18 protein-coding genes and 1 rRNA gene are annotated in these 20,686 nt (G+C 42.0%); 2 read left to right on the top strand and 17 right to left on the bottom strand.

From position 1 onward, the window contains the following. The 9 genes from NBH01_RS22215 to tig all read right to left on the bottom strand — a co-directional run bounded on the left by NBH01_RS22215 (position 1) and on the right by tig (position 13,009). A complete protein-coding gene (locus tag NBH01_RS22215) occupies positions 1-1,731 on the bottom strand; it encodes an OstA-like protein (protein WP_008760776.1) in 1,731 nt (576 codons plus the stop codon). A gap of 22 nt (positions 1,732-1,753) precedes the next feature. Further along, entirely contained in the window at positions 1,754-3,136 is a 1,383-nt protein-coding gene (locus tag NBH01_RS22210) for a peptidylprolyl isomerase (RefSeq protein WP_074856027.1), read from the bottom strand. Between the two features lie 9 nt (positions 3,137-3,145). After that, positions 3,146-3,991 (bottom strand): peptidylprolyl isomerase, encoded by an 846-nt coding sequence (locus tag NBH01_RS22205; RefSeq protein WP_008760774.1) that lies wholly within the window; start codon positions 3,989-3,991, stop codon positions 3,146-3,148. 54 nt (positions 3,992-4,045) lie between these two features. Further along, positions 4,046-5,590 (bottom strand): peptidylprolyl isomerase, encoded by a 1,545-nt coding sequence (locus NBH01_RS22200; RefSeq protein ID WP_250700310.1) that lies wholly within the window; start codon positions 5,588-5,590, stop codon positions 4,046-4,048. A 94-nt stretch (positions 5,591-5,684) separates the two neighbouring features. Next, positions 5,685-7,163 carry an IMP dehydrogenase gene (guaB, locus tag NBH01_RS22195; RefSeq protein WP_008760772.1) on the bottom strand — a complete coding sequence of 493 codons (1,479 nt, stop codon included), beginning with the start codon at positions 7,161-7,163 and terminating at the stop codon, positions 5,685-5,687. Positions 7,164-7,250: 87 nt separating this feature from the next. Beyond that, the gene (recQ, locus tag NBH01_RS22190; RefSeq protein ID WP_008764112.1) at positions 7,251-9,431 is read right to left on the bottom strand and encodes a DNA helicase RecQ; all 2,181 of its coding nucleotides are present in this window, start codon (positions 9,429-9,431) and stop codon (positions 7,251-7,253) included. Positions 9,432-9,600: 169 nt separating this feature from the next. Beyond that, positions 9,601-10,845 carry an ATP-dependent Clp protease ATP-binding subunit ClpX gene (gene clpX / locus NBH01_RS22185; RefSeq protein WP_008760771.1) on the bottom strand — a complete coding sequence of 415 codons (1,245 nt, stop codon included), beginning with the start codon at positions 10,843-10,845 and terminating at the stop codon, positions 9,601-9,603. Positions 10,846-10,847: 2 nt separating this feature from the next. Further along, a complete protein-coding gene (clpP, locus tag NBH01_RS22180) occupies positions 10,848-11,510 on the bottom strand; it encodes an ATP-dependent Clp endopeptidase proteolytic subunit ClpP (protein ID WP_004297164.1) in 663 nt (220 codons plus the stop codon). A 143-nt stretch (positions 11,511-11,653) separates the two neighbouring features. Beyond that, positions 11,654-13,009: a trigger factor gene (gene tig, locus NBH01_RS22175; RefSeq protein WP_008764110.1), complete on the bottom strand. Its 1,356-nt coding sequence runs from the start codon at positions 13,007-13,009 to the stop codon at positions 11,654-11,656. Positions 13,010-13,407: 398 nt separating this feature from the next. Here tig and rbpC point away from each other — a divergent pair, with 398 nt between their 5' ends. After that, positions 13,408-13,653, top strand: coding sequence for an RNA-binding protein RbpC (gene rbpC, locus NBH01_RS22170; RefSeq protein WP_004297160.1), 246 nt, complete (start codon positions 13,408-13,410; stop codon positions 13,651-13,653). An 88-nt stretch (positions 13,654-13,741) separates the two neighbouring features. Here the strand turns inward: rbpC and NBH01_RS22165 are convergent, their stop codons facing one another. Continuing rightward, positions 13,742-14,512 carry an ABC transporter ATP-binding protein gene (locus tag NBH01_RS22165; protein WP_008760769.1) on the bottom strand — a complete coding sequence of 257 codons (771 nt, stop codon included), beginning with the start codon at positions 14,510-14,512 and terminating at the stop codon, positions 13,742-13,744. Next, the gene (locus NBH01_RS22160; protein WP_008760768.1) at positions 14,509-15,252 is read right to left on the bottom strand and encodes an MlaE family ABC transporter permease; all 744 of its coding nucleotides are present in this window, start codon (positions 15,250-15,252) and stop codon (positions 14,509-14,511) included. Before NBH01_RS22160 ends, NBH01_RS22165 begins: the two co-directional genes overlap by 4 nt. A gap of 75 nt (positions 15,253-15,327) precedes the next feature. Between NBH01_RS22160 and lptB the strand changes: the two genes are divergently transcribed. Beyond that, complete coding sequence (gene lptB / locus NBH01_RS22155; protein ID WP_008760767.1) at positions 15,328-16,095, top strand: LPS export ABC transporter ATP-binding protein; 768 nt, start codon at positions 15,328-15,330, stop codon at positions 16,093-16,095. Positions 16,096-16,172: 77 nt separating this feature from the next. On the opposite strand, the gene der is transcribed toward lptB, so the two are convergent. From der to rrf, 6 genes are all read right to left on the bottom strand, one after another. After that, the gene (gene der / locus NBH01_RS22150; protein ID WP_008760766.1) at positions 16,173-17,486 is read right to left on the bottom strand and encodes a ribosome biogenesis GTPase Der; all 1,314 of its coding nucleotides are present in this window, start codon (positions 17,484-17,486) and stop codon (positions 16,173-16,175) included. A gap of 47 nt (positions 17,487-17,533) precedes the next feature. Continuing rightward, the gene (gene era, locus NBH01_RS22145) at positions 17,534-18,415 is read right to left on the bottom strand and encodes a GTPase Era (protein WP_008760765.1); all 882 of its coding nucleotides are present in this window, start codon (positions 18,413-18,415) and stop codon (positions 17,534-17,536) included. A gap of 85 nt (positions 18,416-18,500) precedes the next feature. After that, positions 18,501-19,508 carry a beta-ketoacyl-ACP synthase III gene (locus tag NBH01_RS22140; protein ID WP_008760764.1) on the bottom strand — a complete coding sequence of 336 codons (1,008 nt, stop codon included), beginning with the start codon at positions 19,506-19,508 and terminating at the stop codon, positions 18,501-18,503. A gap of 86 nt (positions 19,509-19,594) precedes the next feature. Beyond that, positions 19,595-19,780, bottom strand: coding sequence for a 50S ribosomal protein L32 (gene rpmF / locus NBH01_RS22135; RefSeq protein ID WP_002562387.1), 186 nt, complete (start codon positions 19,778-19,780; stop codon positions 19,595-19,597). A 12-nt stretch (positions 19,781-19,792) separates the two neighbouring features. After that, positions 19,793-20,371 carry a YceD family protein gene (locus NBH01_RS22130; RefSeq protein ID WP_055298847.1) on the bottom strand — a complete coding sequence of 193 codons (579 nt, stop codon included), beginning with the start codon at positions 20,369-20,371 and terminating at the stop codon, positions 19,793-19,795. Between the two features lie 207 nt (positions 20,372-20,578). Then, positions 20,579-20,686 (bottom strand): 5S ribosomal RNA (rrf, locus tag NBH01_RS22125); the annotation flags it as partial.

Genomic DNA, 20,686 nt, shown 5'->3' with positions numbered 1-20,686 from the left:
TTACTTCATATTAATTAAACTTCGCTTATCTGTCTTTGGCTTCCGGTCGGTGGTTGGTTTCAGTGTCTCTCCTTCCTTCTTGCCTCTCCAGTTGAATATATCTTCTTTATTTAAAGGGCGGACATAGTCAAACCAGGCAAATGTAGATAGCCGCAACTTGTCGGGAGGGATCTGATCCATCGGATATAATGTTCCGTTGGACTTACCTACGAACATCCCTTTTTCCATCTTCTTCTCTTTCATATAAAGATGGAGCACACTCCCCTCCATATTATTAAATCCGGTCATCGTACTGTCTTTTTCTTCCGGGTAGAAAGCGGTCATCACATTACCTATCACTTCAATATGACGCATATCACCATTTTCGAAATAGGCTTTCATCTCTTTACCGGACACTTGGTTATAATGAACAGAATCTTTCATCTCCACCGTCAGTGCCTGATTGATAATGTGGGCCCAGTTAATGGTACTGTCATTCATATAAATCTTGATCTCCTCACCAAGCAGTTGCTGACCTTCATTCCAAAGAATCGGATCGGTATACATGGTCAGACAAGAGTCTTTTGAATTATAAACCAGTGAGTCACAAACTCCCTGTACATCCGTCCGGTACATACGTACCTTATGATAAGCTTTCATCAGGCGGAAAACAGAGTCCGTATTCAGATTATAGGAAATAAGCTGCAACGTATCTCCATGCATAAAGAGACTGTCTCCTTGTGAATAGTCAATAGCAACTGCACGTTTGGTAGCAAAAGCAGAGTCGGTCAATTCGTTATAGAAACAATAATCGCCGGTCAACATATTCTTGTTAATGGTATCCGTCATTCGTATATTATCGAACGCTTCACCGTATCCCACTTTCCGGTCATAAAACAAACTGTCACCAATCAACTTCTTTCCCTCATTCGTCAGGATAGAACGGTCCAACAATTCAGCCTGTTCGCTGAGTGTATTATAGAAGCCTCGTTCCGAATAGATGTGATTATTGTCACTTACGATATTCGAAGGACCGAGAATGGTAGCAATCTTGGAAAAAGTATTATATTTCAGTGTATCCGACGTCAGGACAAACTTGGGATTCACCAATTTCACATCATGATTGAATACCGACTGTTTGGTAGCCGGACTGTATTCTCCCCAATCCGAGGTCAACACATTCTCTTCATCCATCAAAGTACCGCCCTCGAAATAATAACCGAGATCATAAAGACGGTCATAATTCAGACTATCGGTCAGAAGCGTCGTGTTCCGGTTGATCATCTTTACGTTCTCACGAATCTGCGCAATCTGTGTCATCCCGTCGTAGTAAAGATAATCACCGTAAATAAACAAGGTATCCCCCTGCTCCATACGTACATTGCTGAATGCTTCTACCGAATTGGTTTTCTCGTAAATCAAAGCACTGTCACAAAACATATACATACTGTCGTGACGCAGCTTTACATTCCCAATCAGTACCTGAACATCCGGTCGGGCAAGCTTGTCGGCCTGTCCCTGATTGGCATGAAGCAAATATACTTTCGTCTTCTTATTTTCGGGCTCTTTCTTGATATCTTTATCAGTTTGCTTCGTTCCATTTGGAGTTTTCGCAGCCGGAGTCTCAGCCTTTTTAGTCTGTCCGGTAGGCTTCACCTGCGCCACAAGGCATACGGCAAACAGGCATAGAAAGCCTATAAGAAGCCATCTATGCCCGTCTTGCTGTTTATCTTTTTTGTTTTGTTTCAGCATATAAAGTCAAGCTGTTTAAACATCAATCGTTCCTTACCCAACCCGGATACTTGAAGTCACACTTCTGCCAATTCGGGTCAATACGTACATACGTATGTTTTTGTTTGTTCAGAATCCACTTCTGCAACATTTCTTCCCGGCGCTTATCCATCACGATTTCTTTCAGGTCCTGATAGTCTTCTGCAATGGTAGCTTTATGACCGTTGATCTTTGCTTTCAGTTTTACAATGGCACAAACTTCTTTTCCATCCTTCTCGTTAATCATCGTAAAGGCTCTGGAAATTTCGCCTACATTCATCTTATCCACCACTTTCGCAACATCCTGAGGCAAATCCTGCATCTGGAACTTAGAAGTAGTGATACCTGTACGCTCATTCGTATTCACCATAAGACCGTGATTATTACGAGTATCCTTATCCTGTGAAATCACAGAGGCAGCCTCATCAAATGTAAACTTATTCTGACGGATATCATCGCCAATAGAATCCAGACGGGCACAAGCCTCAGTCAACTCCTTTTCAGATACTCTCGGACGCAACAGAATGTGACGGGTATTCACACGGTCGCCACGTTTCTCGATAAGCTGGATAATATGATAACCAAATTCAGATTCTACAATCTTGGATACTTTCTTCGGGTCCTGAAGACTGAATGCTACATTGGCATAAGCCGGATCCAGCATACCACGTCCCATAAAATCAAGTTCACCACCTTTGATAGCAGAAGCCTTATCTTCGGAATACAGACGTGCCAGTGTAGAAAAATCAATTTCACCCTTTGTCACACGGTCTGTATAATCGCGCAGACGTCTCTTTACATCTTCAATTTCCGCAATAGGAATTTTAGGTTGCAGTGTAATAATCTGCACCTCTACCTGAGTCGGAATATAAGGGATACTGTCCTGAGGAAGATCCTTGAAATATCGGCGTACTTCTGCCGGAGTTACCTTGATATCTCCTACCAGTTTCTGCTGCATCTTCTGTACTGTCAGTCCATCACGTGCATTTTCGCGCAACGTTTCACGAATTTGAGTAGCAGTCTTATTGAAGTATTCCTCCATTTTCTCCTTAGAACCAATCTGCTGGATATACATATTGGTCATCATATCTACACGCTGAATGATTTCCGCTTCGGAAACTTCGATACTATCCAACTTTGCCTGGTGCAGGAATAACTTCTGCACAGCGATTTCTTCGGGTATTACACAATAAGGATCGCCTTCAAATCTGCGTCCATTGTACAAGGCATCCATACGGGCCTCTTCTACATCTGATTTCAAAATAGCTTCGTCACCTACTACCCAAACTACCTCATCAATTACATTGTCCTGTGCATAAGTTACCACGTTGGCAAATACTGCCAGGACAAGGGTAACAATAAATCTAAAGTTCACAAACTTCTTCATTCTTTGTATTTAATAATTGTATATAATCTTCTTCTTGTTTACAGCCTGCTGATACAGATCATTCTTCACTTGTTCCATAAAGTTCACCCGTTTCTGATTGACCAGTAAATCCTTCACTTCCGACCGGGCAAACTCATACGGTTTCTCTTCACCTGCCCCGCGATAATCGCTCACATTGAGGAAATAGTAAAATGCCGTATCTTTCAGTTCCACATGTCGGTGCTTGTCTACATATTGCTCCGGTGACGCCTCTTTCAATGGAATCAGGTCCAGAACATCCGTAACCGGAACCCATTTATTGTAAAAGTATTCATACTTCACCGCATTCTGCAAACTATATTTTTCCAGACTTTCCACAGCATCCTGTTTTTCCGTCTTGTACCATCTGCGAACATTGTTCAGCTGAGGTGCCGTCAACGGTACTTTAATAAACAATCCCTTGATCAGCGGAGATTCCAGTTTAAACAATTCCTTGTTTTTCTCATAATAATCCGCTATTTCCTGTTCCGAAATATCATTCGTCAGTTTTTGGTTTATCAATTCCTGCTGATAGGTATGCATAATCAAAGCTTTCCGGTAATTCTCCACCAGCTTATCTACATCCACATTATCCGGAATATTATTCGCAGCTTTTTCATACAACAAAATCTCCTCCGCCCAGCTACGAATGTAATGCTCGGCGAAAAGAATGCTATCATCTTTTGACAATCCGACCGGTAGTACAGACATCAAATCTTCTTTATACAAAAAGTTACCATCTACCTCCACCAATGCAGTCTTGCCTTTGTGGTCGTACTGCTCTTTGCACGCTCCACAACAGAGAAGGGTAATTAGTAAGAGGACTAATATTCGCATTGTCAATTCAAATCTACTTATTTAAGGTACGAAGATAGTGAATAATCGGTTACATCAGTTATTATTAACTGTTTTTAAAACCTCTTGGTTTATTTCAACCTTACCAGACTCCCTCAATTCTTGCTCCCAATATGCGTTAAGATAGCTTCTATAATCTTTTCTCACCTGATCAATTACCTCTCTGTAATCCTCCGGTCCCTTCTGTTTTTTGCCTACAGCAATAGTAAAAGGATAAGACACTACAGGGTCAAAAGTGCCCTTCTTAAAGACCAATTTATCTATATATTTATTATCTCCATCGGCAAAAACACCCTGTTCAATTTTAATTGTTTCAGCACCGGATGTATTAAATGTTTTGCGAAGCATATCCTCCCATTCATTCTCCGGAACTTTTTTCAGTAGCTTTTTAGCCTGTTTAGCAGTCTTTTTATCTGCACAATGCAACACTACTCCTTTGTATCGGGGATGCTCCCATCGGTAATCCGATGAATGAAACTTAAAATAAGTAGCCAATCCCGCCCAGTCGTTAACAGCCGGTAAATCTACTTTCTGATGCACGATTTCCTCAGCCAGACATTTCTCAGCATATTCCTGCAAAGTATAACGAAGTTCCGGATGTTTTCTTTCCATATGCTGACTCTCATAATCCAGCAGAGATTTTGCTATAAAGCCATTCAACTGCCGTTTTACAGCCTGAGGATGGGATGAAGCAAACCGCTTAAACATTTCTCCTGTATATGCCTGCCCGTTGATGGTAAACAAAGCCCGTTCCGTTCCACCTTTCTGCAATACTTCTTCCAAAGACTCCATATTGGGAATATACTGGTATTCCTTTTTCAATTGCTCTACGATGGCTTCCGTTCCTTTATCCAACGGCTGACGCCTTAAACGATTCAGAAGACTGTCACTAACGACTTCATATGCAGGCACTTCCTTTCGATCTATGACTTTCAGAATATGAATCCCCTCCGGAGTAAAAAAAGGTTTGGATATTTCACCTTTTGCTAAAGAGAAAGCAGCCTCCTCAAACTCCGATGTTGTCTGTAAACTTTCTATCCACCGGCAACGTTTATCATCCGAAAACCGATCTACCAAACGGGCAAAATTCACACTCGGCTGATTTTGTATCACCTGATAAATAGAGTCCATGCGAGCCTGTTCCTCCTGTAAATGCCGGGATGTAATGGTCTGAGGCAGATATTTGTAAATTTGCCGTATCTGCACTTGTCCGCCACGTACATTTTCCTTCATCTTCTGATATAGAATACGGGCATTGCCATCCATTTCCTGATCATCCAGAAGGTATGACCTCAGCAAATTTGTCCGATAAGCCTGCTGTTGCTTGCGAAAAGCCGAAGTAGTGTCGAGTCCGGCCGCTCTGGCCGCTTCCACTTTCAACTTAGACAGAATGAAAAGCTCCGCATATTCTCTAGGAGACAATTTCGTACCATTACCGTCCGTATGCCGGCGATAGGAGTATTCAAACTCCGAACGAGGTATTTCTTTCCCATTAATCCGCATCACTACGGGATCTTCCTGAGCGAAAGCTAATACTCCGAAGAGACTTATCCATCCTAAAAGCAGATTTCTTTTCATCATTGATTTTTATTTAAAAACGACAAACGGTGAACAACGAACATATGCCATACAGCCTGTTCACCGTTCACCGTTAATCGTTTACCGTTTATATAAATTATTCCGGACGGCTATAGTTAGGTGATTCACTGGTAATCGTCACATCATGCGGGTGACTTTCCATCACTCCGGCATTTGTAATACGAGTAAACTTCGCATCATGAAGTTTTTCAATATTAGCAGCACCGCAATATCCCATACCTGCACGAAGACCACCAGACAACTGATAAACTACTTCATAAAGTGTACCTTTATAAGGAACACGAGCAGCAATACCTTCCGGAACCAATTTCTTCACGTCGGCAGTTCCACTCTGGAAATAACGGTCTTTAGAGCCATTCTCCATTGCTTCCAATGAACCCATACCGCGATATGATTTGAATTTACGTCCATTAAAGATGATAGTATCACCCGGAGACTCTTCTGTTCCGGCAACCAATGATCCGATCATCACACAATATCCGCCGGCAGCCAATGCTTTTACCACATCACCGGAATAGCGCAAACCACCATCAGCAATCAGAGGAACACCTGTACCTTTTAGTGCCTTGGCTACATCATATACAGCCGACAACTGAGGAACACCTACACCTGCAACAACACGAGTCGTACAGATAGAACCCGGACCGATACCTACTTTCACAGCATCAGCACCAGCTTCTGCCAAAGCCTTCGCAGCTTCTCCGGTAGCAATGTTACCTACCACGATATCAATATTCGGGAAGCGTTTCTTTGCTTCTTTCAGTTTCTCAATAACGTACATAGAATGTCCGTGAGCCGTATCGATTACGATAGCATCTGCACCGGCATCCACCAATGCCTGCATACGATCCAGCGTATCAGCAGTAACGCCGACACCTGCAGCTACCCGCAGACGACCTTTGGCATCTTTACAAGCCATCGGTTTATCTTTTGCCTTTGTAATATCTTTATATGTAACAAGACCGATCAGTTTGCCATCCATTCCTACAATCGGCAACTTTTCAATCTTATGTTTTTGAAGAATCTGTGCAGCAGATTCCAGATCGGTAGACTGATTGGTAGTAACCAATCTTTCTTTAGGAGTCATAACAAGATCAATATGCTTTGTCATGTCTCTTTCGAAACGCAAATCTCTGTTAGTAACGATACCTACCAGATAACCTTCATCATCCACTACAGGAATACCACCGATTTTATATTCAGCCATAATTCCCAAAGCGTCACTGACAGTAGAACCTCTCTTGATAGTAACAGGATCGTAAATCATACCATTTTCAGCACGCTTTACAATGGCAACTTGTCTTGCCTGCTCCTCAATAGACATATTTTTGTGAATCACACCGATACCACCTTCACGGGCAATGGCAATAGCCATTTTCGCTTCGGTAACCGTATCCATGGCAGCCGTCACAAAAGGTATTTTTAACTCAATGTTTCTTGAAAACTTTGTCGAGAGATCGACAGTGCGCGGTAAAACTTCAGAATAAGCGGGGATCAACAATACGTCATCGTAAGTTAACCCATCCATTACAATCTTATCAGCAATAAATGACATAGGGCTGTGCGTTTAAAAATTTATTGCGTGCAAATATACGGTTTTTATTCAAAACAGCATACCTGCACGCCTATTTTTTTCGCTTTTTTAATTAGCCATTTCAGAGATGAACTTGATTCTCACCAGTCGGACTTCCTCTTCGGTAAATTCATCGCCCAGTTCGTCAAGAGCATCATCAATCTTGTCTGTCGTAGATTCCTTGAAGTAATCATAGATATCGAGCATATGATCTTCATCCATAATTTCTTCCAGGAAGTAGTCAATATTCAGTTTAGTTCCGGAGTAAACGATTGCTTCCACTTCATCCAGCAGTTCACCAAACTCGATTCCTTTGGAAAGAGCGATATCGTCCAGCGCCACTTTACGGTCGATAGCCTGAATGATAGCCACCTTCATCTTTGACTTATTGGCAACTGTACGTACACGTAAATCTTCCGGACGTTCGATTTCATTCTCTTCGCAATGACGTTTGATCAGTTTACAAAACTCTTCACCATAGCGTTTCGCCTTTCCGGCACCTACGCCCGGAATATTCTGCAGTTCATCCAATGTCACCGGGTAGATGGTAGCCATTGCTTCCAAAGACGGATCCTGGAAAATGACATAAGGAGGAACTTCCAGTTTCTTGGACAGCTTCTTCCGTAGGTCCTTCAGCATTGAATAAAGAGCCGGGTCTACCGCACAAGAGCCACCGCCACGTGCAGGTACTTCTTCTTCCGTTTCTTCAAAATCATTATCTTCAGTAATCTTGAATGATTTTGGCTTCTTCAGGAACTTATGCCCCTCTTCCGTCACTTTCAAGAGACCATAATTCTCCACATCTTTGCTCAAGTAACCGCCAATCAAAGCTTGCCGGATCACTGCATTCCATGTTTTGTCTTCTTCGCCCATACCCGAACCGAACACTTCGAGGTCTTCGTGTAGGTGAGCCTGTACTTCCGACGTTTCTCTACCTTGTAGTATGTCTATGATATAATCTGCCTTAAAATTTTCTTTCACCGCGATAATCGCTTCAATCACGGCACATAATAACTCTTGAGCCTCCACTTGTTTTTTAGGGTTTAAACAGTTGTCACAATTTCCACAATTTTCTTCCGTATATTCTTCACCGAAATAATGCAGCAATGTCTTGCGCCGGCACACGGAAGATTCGGCATAAGCAGCGGTTTCCAACAGAAGCTGCTTGCCAATTTCCTGTTCTGCCACAGGTTTTCCTTGCATGAACTTTTCCAGTTTCTGCAAGTCTTTGTTTGTATAAAAGGTCAGGCACTGGCCTTCGCCACCGTCTCTACCGGCACGTCCAGTCTCCTGATAATACCCTTCCAGACTCTTCGGGATATCATAATGGATCACAAACCGTACATCCGGCTTGTCGATTCCCATACCAAAAGCGATGGTAGCCACAATCACTTCCACCTTTTCCATCAGGAAATCATCCTGGTTTTTCGTTCTCGTCATTGAGTCCATACCTGCATGATAAGGACGCGCGTTTATTCCGTTTGCCTGAAGAATTTCAGCAAGTTCCTCTACTTTCTTCCGACTCAGGCAATAGATAATGCCCGACTTTTCCGAGTTGTTCTTGATGAACTTGATGATATCTTTATCAATATTGTTAGTCTTTGCGCGTACCTCATAATAAAGGTTCGGACGGTTGAACGAAGATTTGAAAACCTGTGCATCCACCATCCCCAGATTTTTCTGGATATCGTGCTGTACCTTCGGTGTTGCTGTTGCAGTAAGCGCAATCAAGGGAGCTTTCCCTATTTCGTTAATGATCGGACGAATTCGCCGATACTCCGGACGGAAGTCATGCCCCCATTCGGAAATACAATGAGCTTCGTCTACCGCATAGAACGATATTTTCACCGAACGCAAAAAATCTACGTTTTCTTCCTTTGTCAATGACTCAGGAGCCACATATAGCAATTTTGTTTTTCCGGCAAGGATGTCAGACCTTACTTGGTCTATTGCGCCTTTATTTAATGAAGAATTTATAAAATGGGCGATGCCATCCTCTTCACTGAAATTGCGCATTGCATCCACCTGATTCTTCATCAACGCAATGAGCGGAGAAATAACAATTGCCGTACCTTCCATCAAGAGCGAAGGTAACTGATAGCATAAAGATTTTCCGCCACCGGTAGGCATTAGCACAAAGGTATCTTTACCATCAAGCAAGTTCTGAATGATTGCTTCCTGGTTTCCCTTGAACTTATTAAATCCGAAATACTTTTTCAGTTCATCTGTTAAATTAATCTTCCCTGCCATCTTAACTTAGGTTGTTTTATTCAGTTCATGGTTTAACTTTAAGTAAAGCCCTCCATTGCAAGAGAGCCAAACAAAGTTATAAACAACTTCGTAATTACCAAGCAAAATACGACTAATATTTTCAAGAAAAAACAGAAACAATCATTTTTAATAGCCTTACTATTTGATATTAAGCAGTTTGCAGCCTTGCCATATTCGCTTTTTCCAGCTGTTGTTTTGCATAATCCAGCGTTACCTTATACTCTTTTTTGCTCTCTGAAGGGATTTCAAACATGACATCCATCATGATTGTTTCCACAATAGAACGCAACCCGCGGGCACCTAACTTATATTCTACAGCCTTGTCAACGATATATTCGAAAACAGAATCTTCAAATGTCAGCTTGATACCATCCATTTCAAACAACTTGATATATTGCTTGATGATAGAGTTTTTCGGTTCGGTAAGAATAGCACGGAGTGCATTGCGGTCCAGCGGGTTCAGATAAGTCAGCACCGGAAGACGACCGATAATTTCGGGAATCAGTCCGAATGACTTCAAATCCTGAGGAGCAATGTACTGCATCATATTATTCTTATCGATCACTGCCGTTTTTTGCGATGCGGTATATCCTACCACATGCGTATTCAGCCGTTGGGCGATTTTCTTTTCAATACCATCGAAAGCACCACCACAGATAAAGAGAATGTTCTTGGTATTCACCGGAATCATTTTCTGGTCGGGATGCTTACGGCCTCCCTGGGGAGGAACGTTCACCACCGATCCCTCAAGCAATTTCAGCAAACCTTGCTGCACCCCTTCTCCACTTACGTCGCGAGTGATAGAAGGATTGTCTCCTTTGCGGGCAATCTTGTCTATCTCATCGATAAACACAATTCCTTGCTCAGCCTCCGGCACATTATAGTCTGCCACCTGAAGCAAACGGGTCAGAATGCTTTCAATATCTTCACCGACATAACCGGCTTCCGTCAATACCGTAGCGTCTACAATCGTAAACGGAACATGAAGCAACTTGGCAATAGTACGTGCCAGCAATGTTTTCCCGGTTCCGGTACTACCCACCATGATAATGTTTGATTTTTCAATCTCTACATCATCACCGCTGTCTTTCTGCAAAAGACGCTTATAATGGTTGTAAACCGATACGGAAAGAAAGCGCTTCGCATCATCCTGTCCGATTACGTACTGATCGAGGAATTTCTTTATTTCTACCGGTTTGGGCAGTTCTTTTAAGTTGAGTTTGGTAGCTCCGGCCCTTTTTCTGCCTTCGCCCAGTGCTTCCTGAGTAATCTCATAAGCCTGGGTAGCGCAGCTGTCGCAGATATAGCCGTTCATTCCTGTGATCAGGAATCCGACTTCATTCTCCGACCGACCACAGAAGCTACACTTTTTCTTTGTCTTTGAATCAGCCATTTTTATTTTTTAATCAATACTTCATCAATCATTCCGTATTCTTTCGCTTCCTGAGCTGTCATCCAGTAATCACGGTCCGAATCAGCCCATACCTTATCAAAGTCAGTGTGCGAATGATCGGCGATGATCGTATAAAGTTCTTTCTTCAATTTCTGAATTTCACGGGCTGTGATTTCAATATCTGAAGCCTGTCCCTGCGCACCGCCCATCGGCTGGTGAATCATCACACGTGAATGCGGCAATGCAGAACGTTTGCCTTCGGCACCGGCTACCAGTAATACAGCAGCCATCGAAGCAGCCATACCTGTACAGATAGTAGCAACATCACTTGAAATAAACTGCATGGTATCGTAAATACCCAATCCGGCATATACACTACCACCCGGAGAATTGATATAGATAGAGATATCCTTACCCGGGTCTACAGAGTCCAAATAGAGCAATTGCGCCTGAAGCGTGTTTGCCGTATAGTCATCTACTTGTGTACCCAGAAAAATAATGCGATCCATCATCAGTCGGGAGAATACATCGAGCTGAGTTACATTCAGCTGTCTCTCTTCGAGAATATAGGGATTCAAATACCCGGCTTGCGATTTAATCACATCGTCCAGCACCATGCCATTCATTCCTAAATGCTTGGTTGCGTATTTTCTAAAATCATCCATGTTATTGTTCCTTTCTAATTAAATTTATTATAAACGTAAGTGCAAAGAAACGAAAAAGAACACATAGACACAAAAAAACACAGAGTTATAATTTTATAAAAACTCTGTGTTTCTGTGACTTTATATTCTATTCAACCGAACGATTATTCAAACATTTTATTGAATTCTTCCATAGAAACGTTCTTGTTCTCCAAAGTGACCTGAGCTTTCAAAGCTGCAGCCAGCTTCACTTCCACTACGCGGCTTACCAGGTTGTTAATAGTATCTTTCTTCTTCAACATTTCCTGTGCATAGTTATCAAGTACATCTTCGGGGACAGACAACATTCCGTATTGAGCGAACTGTGCTTTGGTAGTTTCTTTCGCCATCTTCAGCACATCTTCCTGCTCTACTTTGATATCGTTTGCCTCTACCAGCTGTTCCTTGATCAGGTGCCAAGTCAGTTCTTCGATACTCTTATCGTAGTTTTCAGCTACATATTCTTCGCCTTTTTCTTCGTTGTTCAGCAACATGATACGTTTCAGCAATGCATCAGAGAATTCCAGCTTACCTACTTTGTCCATCATCACTTTACGAATGTCGATCAGGAATTTATAATCGCTGTCAGCAACAAATCTTGCTGCGATTTCTTCTTTGATCTTAGCGCGGAATTCTTCTTCAGTCTTCACTACACCTTCACCAAATGCTTGGTCAAATACTTCCTGAGTCAGTTCACCCGGTACGAAACGAGTGATTTCTTCTACCTGGAAGCTGAAGTCAGACTTCACATCCTTAGCGATTTCCTTGTCGATCTTCAACAGAGAACCAAGTTCAGCAGCGTGTCCGTCGTAAGCAACATTCGGGTTGAATACCAGTACATCATTTACTTTTGCATTAGCAAAGATAGCTTTCTGATCGTCGTTCTTCATATAAGAAGGCATTAATACTGCACCTTCTACCTGAATACCGCCTTCTTTCGTATTACCTTCTTCGTCCAGCTGAGCCAACAGACCTTTCAGCATGTCGTTATCTTCGTAAACGTCCACTTTGTCGTATTTACCAGTGCGCTGAGTATACATCTTCACCTGGTTTTCGATCATTTCATCCGATACTTCGATCGTATAGTAATCCACTTTATCTTTAGCGCTTACTTCAGCTTTGAATTCAGGTGCCAGAGCGATATCGAACACAAACTCGAATTCTTCCATTGTATCGAAGTCGATAACCTGCTGTTTTTCTTCGTTAGGCAACGGTTCGCCCAGCATGTTCACCTTATTTTCTTTAATATAGTTGTAAACAGCTTCTTGCAGTACCTTATTCACTTCTTCTGCAATCACTGATTTACCATACATCTTCTTAACCAGGCTCATCGGAACCATTCCTTTACGGAATCCCGGCATTTGTGCCTTCTGACGGAATGATTTCAACGATTTGTCTACTTTTTCCTGATAGTCGGCTTTCTCAAGCTTCACAGTAAGCTGTGCGCTTACTTTGTCAATGTTTTGTAATGAAACGTTCATTCTGACAATTATTTATTTGATTTATACTTTGTTCTAACTCAAACGAGGGTGCAAAATTAGTGCTAATCTTTCAATTTTCAAAAGACATTGCAGATTTATTTCGCATCTATTTTGGAATATCCAAGTGACAATTGCATGACAGGCAGCGGTTCACTAGCCACGCATCCTTCTTTTTTTCTCGTTACCTGCAAATTAAAGTAAGAAAAAGATGGTCAATCCAAAAATTATTCTTTTCTTTGCTGCGGATTGATGGACCATTAGTTTCTCGATTTGATTACAAGGTTTTTACTTCTGTTTCGAAAACGCATTTGTAAACTCTCTGTCGTTTTAATCTTTTTATTAGTAACCATCTATCCAGAGAGTTTTATTCATTTATTTATTTTTTTATCATTTTCATTATGAACATTTATGTTGGAAACCTTAACTACCGTGTTAAGGAAGGAGATCTGCAACAAGTGATGGAAGATTACGGAGCAGTATCATCAGTTAAAGTAGTTATGGATCGTGAAACCGGTAAATCCAAAGGATTTGCTTTCATCGAAATGGAAGACGATGCAGCAGCTGCTAAAGCAATCGCAGAATTGAACGGTGCAGAGTACATGGGCCGTACAATGGTAGTTAAAGAAGCTAGACCCAGAGCTTAATTGCCGACGCTAATATAGCTAAGAAAAAAAAGAAACTTCTGCCACATGATGACAGAAGTTTTTTTATGTCCTTCTATTTACTTTTCCGTCAGCCTTCCATATTCTGCACTTCCATATCCTTCACTTTACGAAGCAGGTCCGAAGCAAAGATAAAGTTATTCAGCCGTTCATTGGTAGAAGTGAAGATATCATCTTTCGTCCCTTCCCATTCTTTATGTCCTTCATAAATATAAATCACTTTCTCACCGATTCCCAGCACAGAATTCATGTCATGGGTATTGATGATAGTCGTCATGTTATACTCCTGAGTGATGTCATGAATCAAGTCGTCAATAACTAATGACGTTTTGGGGTCCAGCCCGGAGTTCGGTTCGTCACAGAACAGGTACTGCGGATTCAATGCGATAGCACGGGCAATGGCCACACGCTTCTGCATCCCACCACTGATTTCACCCGGAAATTTATCTTTCGCCTCGGTCAGATTCACACGTTCCAGACAAAACATGGCACGCTTGGTACGGTCACGCAGTGTATCGTTGCTAAACATATTCAGCGGGAACATTACATTATCCAGCACCGACATGGAGTCAAAAAGCGCCGCACTCTGGAAAATCATCCCCATCTCCTTACGAAGCATCTTTTTCTCCTTCTTCCCCATCAGGACAAGGTTACGTCCGTCATACAGCACTTCTCCTTTTTCAGGAGTAAGCAAGCCTACGATACATTTCATTAAGACCGTTTTACCGGAGCCGCTCTGACCGATAATCAGGTTTGTCTTTCCATTCTCAAAAGACGCATTGATATCACTCAATACCGTTTTATCCTCAAATGATTTATAAAGTCCTCTAATATCAATCATCCCATCAAAAGTTTAGTTAATACCAAATCTGCAAACAGAATCAACACACTACTGCTTACCACAGCATCCGTAGAAGCCTTTCCTACAGCAATGGAACCACCATCTACCGTATAACCGAAAAAGGCAGAAACACTTGCAATAATAAAGGCAAAGAAAAGGGATTTTATGATACCCGCCCAGATAAACCATTCGACAAACATATACTGCAATCCATATTCCAGATCGACCGCATTCATCACACCGGCAAACCAACAGGTACAAAAAGCACCGATGATACCGGCAAAAATACTAAACGTCACCAATACAGGAATCACAGTTACCATGGCCGTTATTTTGGGTAGTATCAGATAATTGGCGGAATTTATACCCATTATTTCAAGTGCGTCAATCTGCTGCGTCACCCGCATCGTTCCCAGTTCTGAAGCAATGTTCGAGCCTACCTTTCCCGCCAGAATCAAACACATAATAGAAGAGGAGAACTCCAGCAACATAATTTCACGAGTCACATATCCCACTGTCCAGCGAGGCATCCATGGACTTTCAATATTCAATTTTATCTGAATAGTAATCACCGCGCCGATGAAAAACGAAATCAACAACACGATGCCGATGGAGTTCACACCCAGTTGCTCCATCTCGTTAAGGTATTGCCGGAAAAACATACGCATACGCTCGGGACGGGAAAAAGTACGTCCCATCAGCATGATATATCGTCCGACAGTTCTCAATGCTTTTATCATAACTCACACTATTTGTCTGCAAATGTACATTATTTCAGCTTATTTTTACTACATTTGCCGCAAAATAACTAGAATATGGAAGAAAGCAAGATGGTGCTTCGCACGGAAGACCTGGTTAAGAAGTACGGTAAACGAACCGTTGTAAGCCATGTATCCATCGACGTGAAGCAAGGTGAAATTGTGGGTTTGCTGGGACCGAACGGTGCCGGTAAGACGACTTCATTCTATATGACCGTAGGACTGATCACTCCTAATGAAGGACGAATCTTCCTCGACGACCTTGAGATAACCAAGTTTCCAGTATACAAACGGGCGCAGACAGGTATCGGATACCTTGCACAGGAAGCCTCCGTATTCCGTCAGATGAGTGTAGAAGACAATATCGCTTCTGTACTCGAAATGACCAATAAGCCCAAAGATTATCAAAAAGACAAGCTCGAAAGTCTGATCGCTGAGTTCCGCCTTCAGAAGGTACGCAAGAACAAGGGTAACCAGTTGTCCGGAGGTGAACGCCGTCGTACGGAAATCGCCCGTTGTCTTGCCATCGACCCGAAGTTCATTATGCTCGATGAACCGTTTGCCGGAGTAGACCCTATCGCAGTAGAAGATATTCAGCAGATTGTGTGGAAGCTGAAGGATAAAAACATCGGTATCCTGATTACCGACCACAATGTGCAGGAAACATTAAGTATCACTGACCGCGCTTATCTGCTGTTCGAAGGCAAGATCCTGTTTCAGGGAACACCGGAAGAATTGGCAGAAAACAAGATCGTACGTGAAAAATACTTGAGTAACAGTTTCGTTTTGCGCCGTAAGGACTTCCAGTTAAATAAAGACGAATAATCCTCATAAATAAAAAGAAATTGCCCGGCAATGAAATATTGCCGGGCAATTTCTTTTTATTCATACGAATATACCTTTTACTTCTGTCGGATATAAATATTGATCGGTGTACCGGTCAGATTCCACTTCTCACGCATTTTATTTTCCAGGAAACGTTTGTACGGTTCCTTCACATACTGCGGCAAATTGGCGAAATATACAAATGAAGGCACTTGTGTATTCGGCAACTGCGTGATATATTTGATCTTGATATATTTACCTTTATTGGAGGGGGGTGGATATGCCTCAATCAACGGAAGCATCTCTTCGTTCAGACGGGCAGTCGGTATCTTCGTCGTACGGTTTTCATACACGTTACGAGCTTCTTCAAGCACTTTCAGGATACGCTGTTTGGTCAATGCAGAAGCAAATATAATCGGGAAATCCACAAAGGGAGCAAAACGTGAACGGATAGTCGCTTCAAACTCCTTCATCATTTTCGCCGTTTTATCCTCTATCAGGTCCCACTTATTAATCACGACTACCAGCCCCTTCTGATTTTTCTGAATCAAAGAAAGAATATTCAAATCCTGGCTTTCAACACCTCTTGTAGCATCAAGCATCAAAATACAGACATCCGCGTTTTCAATCGAACGAATCGAACGGACTACCGAATAGTATTCCAAATCCTCGTTCACCTTATTCTTTTTACGGATACCGGCTGTATCTACCAGATAAAAATCAAATCCGAATTTATTGTAACGAGTATAAATAGAGTCACGGGTTGTTCCGGCGATCTCCGTTACAATGTTACGGTCTTCTCCGATAAACGCGTTTACAATAGAGGATTTTCCTGCATTCGGGCGTCCTACTACAGCAAAGCGGGGAATATCATCATCCAGAATTTCCGAAGTCTCTTTATTGAATTTGCTGACGATCAAGTCCATCAAATCACCTGTACCACTTCCGGTGATAGCAGAGATACAATACGGATCGCCCAATCCTAATTTATAAAACTCAGGAGCGTTATATTGTAATTCATTATTATCCGTCTTGTTGGCAACCATAATCACCGGGCTGTTAGCACGTCGCAAGATAGTCGCAACCTGCATATCCAGGTCAGTCACTCCGTTCATCACATCCACTACAAACAGAATAACGTCTGCTTCCTCCACAGCCAGCAATACTTGCTTCCGGATTTCCTCTTCAAAGATATCGTCAGAGTTCACTACCCATCCGCCGGTATCTACCACGGAGAACTCACGGCCCAGCCATTCGGACTTGCCATACTGTCTGTCACGGGTTGTACCCGCTTCTTCATTCACAATTGCCTGACGAGTTTTCGTCAGACGGTTAAATAAGGTAGACTTGCCCACATTAGGACGTCCTACAATTGCAACTAAATTATTCATAGCTCAATACCTTGTTTTTCACGACTATCCCAGTCGCATGAATACTCTTAATCTAACTGATAACCAAAGTTCCGCAGTTCCTTATCCGAACTACGCCAATCTTTATCAACCTTCACATAAGTTTCCAGGAAAATCGTCTTTCCAAAGAAACGTTCCAATTCCCGGCGTGCTTCGGTAGCTACTTTTTTCAATGCTTTTCCCTGCTTGCCGATAATGATTCCTTTTTGTGAATCACGTTCCACATAAATCACTGCCCGGATATGTATTTTTTTCGCTTCCTCTTTAAATTCTTCCACTACTACTTCCACCGAATAAGGGATTTCCTTATCATAATATAGCAGAATCTTTTCACGGATAATCTCATTCACAAAGAAACGGGCAGGCTTATCCGTCCACTGATCTTTGCCGAAATAAGGAGGAGAATCAGGCAACAGTTCCTGAATACGCTTCATCACATAGTCTACATTAAACTTGGATGCGGCGGAAATAGGGATAATCTCAGCCTGCGGAAGCAACTCCTTCCACTCTTCGACCAGTTTGATCAGCTTCTCCTGATCCGTAAGGTCTATTTTGTTGATAAGCAACAGGACAGGAACCGTCATCTGACGCACCTTTCCCATAAACTCATTATTCTTATCGGGCGTCTCCACCACGTCAGTCACATAAAGCAGTACATCCGCATCTGTCAATGCAGAGGTTGAGAAGTTCAGCATCGACTCCTGCAACTTATAGTTAGGTTTCAATACTCCCGGAGTATCAGAAAAAACAATCTGCATATCATCCGTATTATAAATTCCCATAATTCGGTGACGGGTAGTCTGCGCTTTGAAGGTAGCAATTGATATACGTTCTCCCACCAAAGCATTCATCAATGTCGACTTTCCGACATTCGGATTCCCTACGATGTTTACAAAACCTGCTTTATGCATTTCTCTTTATTTTATTGGTTGAGACAAAAAAACGCATCGAATCGAAATAGGATGCGTTTTTTGTGTTATAATTCAGTAACTTACGTTACGATTCCTTTTTTCCGTCATAACCCCATTTTACATAAACCGCACCCCATGTAAATCCGGCGCCGAATGCTGTAAATATAATGTTATCACCTTTCTTTAGTTTATCCTCAAAATCCCAGATACACAGAGGAAGCGTAGCGGCACTTGTGTTACCATAATGCTCAATGTTCACCAACACTTTATCCATCGGGAGTTCCATGCGATGAGCCACAGCTTCAATGATACGTACATTCGCCTGGTGGGGAACCACCCAGTTAATAGTATCTTTAGTCAGACCATTCTTTTCTGCAATTGCAGCCGATACATCCGACATACTTGAAACCGCATATTTGAACACTGTTCTTCCTTCCTGGTGCAGATAGTGCATTTTATTGTCTACAGTGAAATAAGACGGAGGACAAACCGAACCACCAGCTTTCATGTGGAGGAAAGGCAGGCCTTTACCATCAGTTCTCAATATCGAATCCATAACACCTAAATCTTCCGTAGTGGGCTCCATCATAAAAGCAGCGGCACCGTCACCAAAGATAGGGCATGTAGCACGATCTGTATAGTTAACCATTGACGACATCTTATCGGCACCGACAATGATAATTTTCTTATATCTTCCCGAACGAATGAAGTTAGCAGCTGTTTCCATCAAATACAGGAAACCGCAACAAGCGGCCTGCAAATCGAAAGCAAATGCGTTTTTCAGTCCGAGTTTATCGCAAAGAATAGAAGCTGTAGAAGGGAAGTGATAGTCAGGAGTAGTAGTAGCAACAATAACCAAATCAATATCGTCAGGATTGGCTCCGGTCTTCTTCATCAACTGCTTGGCAGCTTTGCGTGCCATGTATGAGCTACCTAATCCTTCCTCATTCAGAATATGTCTTTCCTTTACTCCAATACGAGTCATAATCCATTCATCGTTGGTATCTACCATTTTTGATATCTCTTCATTAGTCAAGATATAATCGGGTACATATCCTCCAACTCCTGTGATTACTGCATTTATTTTTTCCATCAAACCTATTTTAAATTAGCGATACTATAATACTTAAAGCAGCCGGAGAGTTTTCCCCCTCGGCTGTCTTGAGTATACTGTACTAATTATACAGCTGCTTCTTTTTCGATAGCGAGCTTACCTCTGTAGTAACCACATGCGCCACATACAGTGTGATAAACATGCCATTCTCCGCAATTCGGACAAATAGCCAATGTAGGAGCTACTGCCTTATCATGAGTTCTTCTCTTTGCTGTTCTTGTTTTTGATTGTCTTCTCTTAGGATGTGCCATTTTCTTAAAACTTTAATTATTATCTAATATTTTTTTTAATTCATTCCAACGGGGATCAATTTGTTCCTCCATTTCCTCCTCAACTACGATATCATCTCCACCTGTTTCGAAGACTTCATCGCTATCTTCATTGGCATCTGTTTTGAGATGCTTGCTCAACTTGCTAGTAACAGCTTTGTTGCACTTACCCGGAGCATGCACATGCTTCATTGGGATAGAGAGTGCAACGAATTCATACATGAACCATGCAACGTTGATTTCTCCCTCTTCTTCAGGGATCACAATCAGGTTGTCGCCTTCCTCTGCATATTCATGTCCAAACTTCACCATCAGTTTGTCAGACGAAGTGATCTGTAGCTCCATTTCGTCCAGGCAACGGTCGCATGGTACCCATACTATACCGTCTGTCTGAAAGCTCAGTTCGAAAGCACGAGAGGTTCTTTTCACAGTCAAAGTAACATTTACTTTTCCTTTCTGAACTTCAGGACCATCAATGTGGGCGAAGTAAAGGTTATCCAAAACAAACTCATACTTAGCAGAGTCTGTTTGCATGCCTTTCAAATCAATTTTGTATTTATCAAACTTTCCCAAAGCTTCTCTCTTTTTTAAATCGTTAGATTACAATTCGGGCGACAAAGATACAAATAAATATCCTCATAACATACAAATTACCAGTAAATATTCACTTTTTTAATAGGTATTATGAGGATTATTGCTGTTAAAAATGATGTCACAAATTTCAGAAGGACAAAAAACAATAAAGCCCTTCTGGTATTTCTACCGGAAGGGCTTCTCTAAAAATGGCGGCTACCTACTCTCCCACTGTTACGCAGTACCATCGGCGTGACGAGGCTTAACTTCTCTGTTCGGAATGGGAAGAGGTGGAACCCTCGTGCTATAACCACC

This window comes from Bacteroides sp. B1-V-101 (genome assembly GCF_023656585.1).
GTDB classification, from domain to species: Bacteria; Bacteroidota; Bacteroidia; order Bacteroidales; family Bacteroidaceae; genus Bacteroides; species Bacteroides thetaiotaomicron.
This window is presented reverse-complemented; position numbering and strand designations above follow the sequence as displayed.

Excerpts from the sequence above, each read along its gene's own strand:
- clpX (WP_008760771.1), bottom strand. The coding sequence starts at position 10,845 with ATGGCTGATTCAAAGACAAAGAAAAAGTGTAGCTTCTGTGGTCGGTCG.
- NBH01_RS22210 (WP_074856027.1), bottom strand. The coding sequence starts at position 3,136 with ATGAAGAAGTTTGTGAACTTTAGATTTATTGTTACCCTTGTCCTGGCA.
- NBH01_RS22160 (WP_008760768.1), bottom strand. The coding sequence starts at position 15,252 with ATGATAAAAGCATTGAGAACTGTCGGACGATATATCATGCTGATGGGA.
- recQ (WP_008764112.1), bottom strand. The coding sequence starts at position 9,431 with ATGGCAGGGAAGATTAATTTAACAGATGAACTGAAAAAGTATTTCGGA.
- clpP (WP_004297164.1), bottom strand. The coding sequence starts at position 11,510 with ATGGATGATTTTAGAAAATACGCAACCAAGCATTTAGGAATGAATGGC.
- tig (WP_008764110.1), bottom strand. The coding sequence starts at position 13,009 with ATGAACGTTTCATTACAAAACATTGACAAAGTAAGCGCACAGCTTACT.
- NBH01_RS22140 (WP_008760764.1), bottom strand. The coding sequence starts at position 19,508 with ATGGAAAAAATAAATGCAGTAATCACAGGAGTTGGAGGATATGTACCC.
- era (WP_008760765.1), bottom strand. The coding sequence starts at position 18,415 with ATGCATAAAGCAGGTTTTGTAAACATCGTAGGGAATCCGAATGTCGGA.
- rbpC (WP_004297160.1), top strand. The coding sequence starts at position 13,408 with ATGAACATTTATGTTGGAAACCTTAACTACCGTGTTAAGGAAGGAGAT.
- guaB (WP_008760772.1), bottom strand. The coding sequence starts at position 7,163 with ATGTCATTTATTGCTGATAAGATTGTAATGGATGGGTTAACTTACGAT.
- lptB (WP_008760767.1), top strand. The coding sequence starts at position 15,328 with ATGGAAGAAAGCAAGATGGTGCTTCGCACGGAAGACCTGGTTAAGAAG.
- NBH01_RS22215 (WP_008760776.1), bottom strand. The coding sequence starts at position 1,731 with ATGCTGAAACAAAACAAAAAAGATAAACAGCAAGACGGGCATAGATGG.
- NBH01_RS22200 (WP_250700310.1), bottom strand. The coding sequence starts at position 5,590 with ATGATGAAAAGAAATCTGCTTTTAGGATGGATAAGTCTCTTCGGAGTA.
- der (WP_008760766.1), bottom strand. The coding sequence starts at position 17,486 with ATGAATAATTTAGTTGCAATTGTAGGACGTCCTAATGTGGGCAAGTCT.
- NBH01_RS22205 (WP_008760774.1), bottom strand. The coding sequence starts at position 3,991 with ATGCGAATATTAGTCCTCTTACTAATTACCCTTCTCTGTTGTGGAGCG.
- NBH01_RS22165 (WP_008760769.1), bottom strand. The coding sequence starts at position 14,512 with ATGATTGATATTAGAGGACTTTATAAATCATTTGAGGATAAAACGGTA.
- rpmF (WP_002562387.1), bottom strand. The coding sequence starts at position 19,780 with ATGGCACATCCTAAGAGAAGACAATCAAAAACAAGAACAGCAAAGAGA.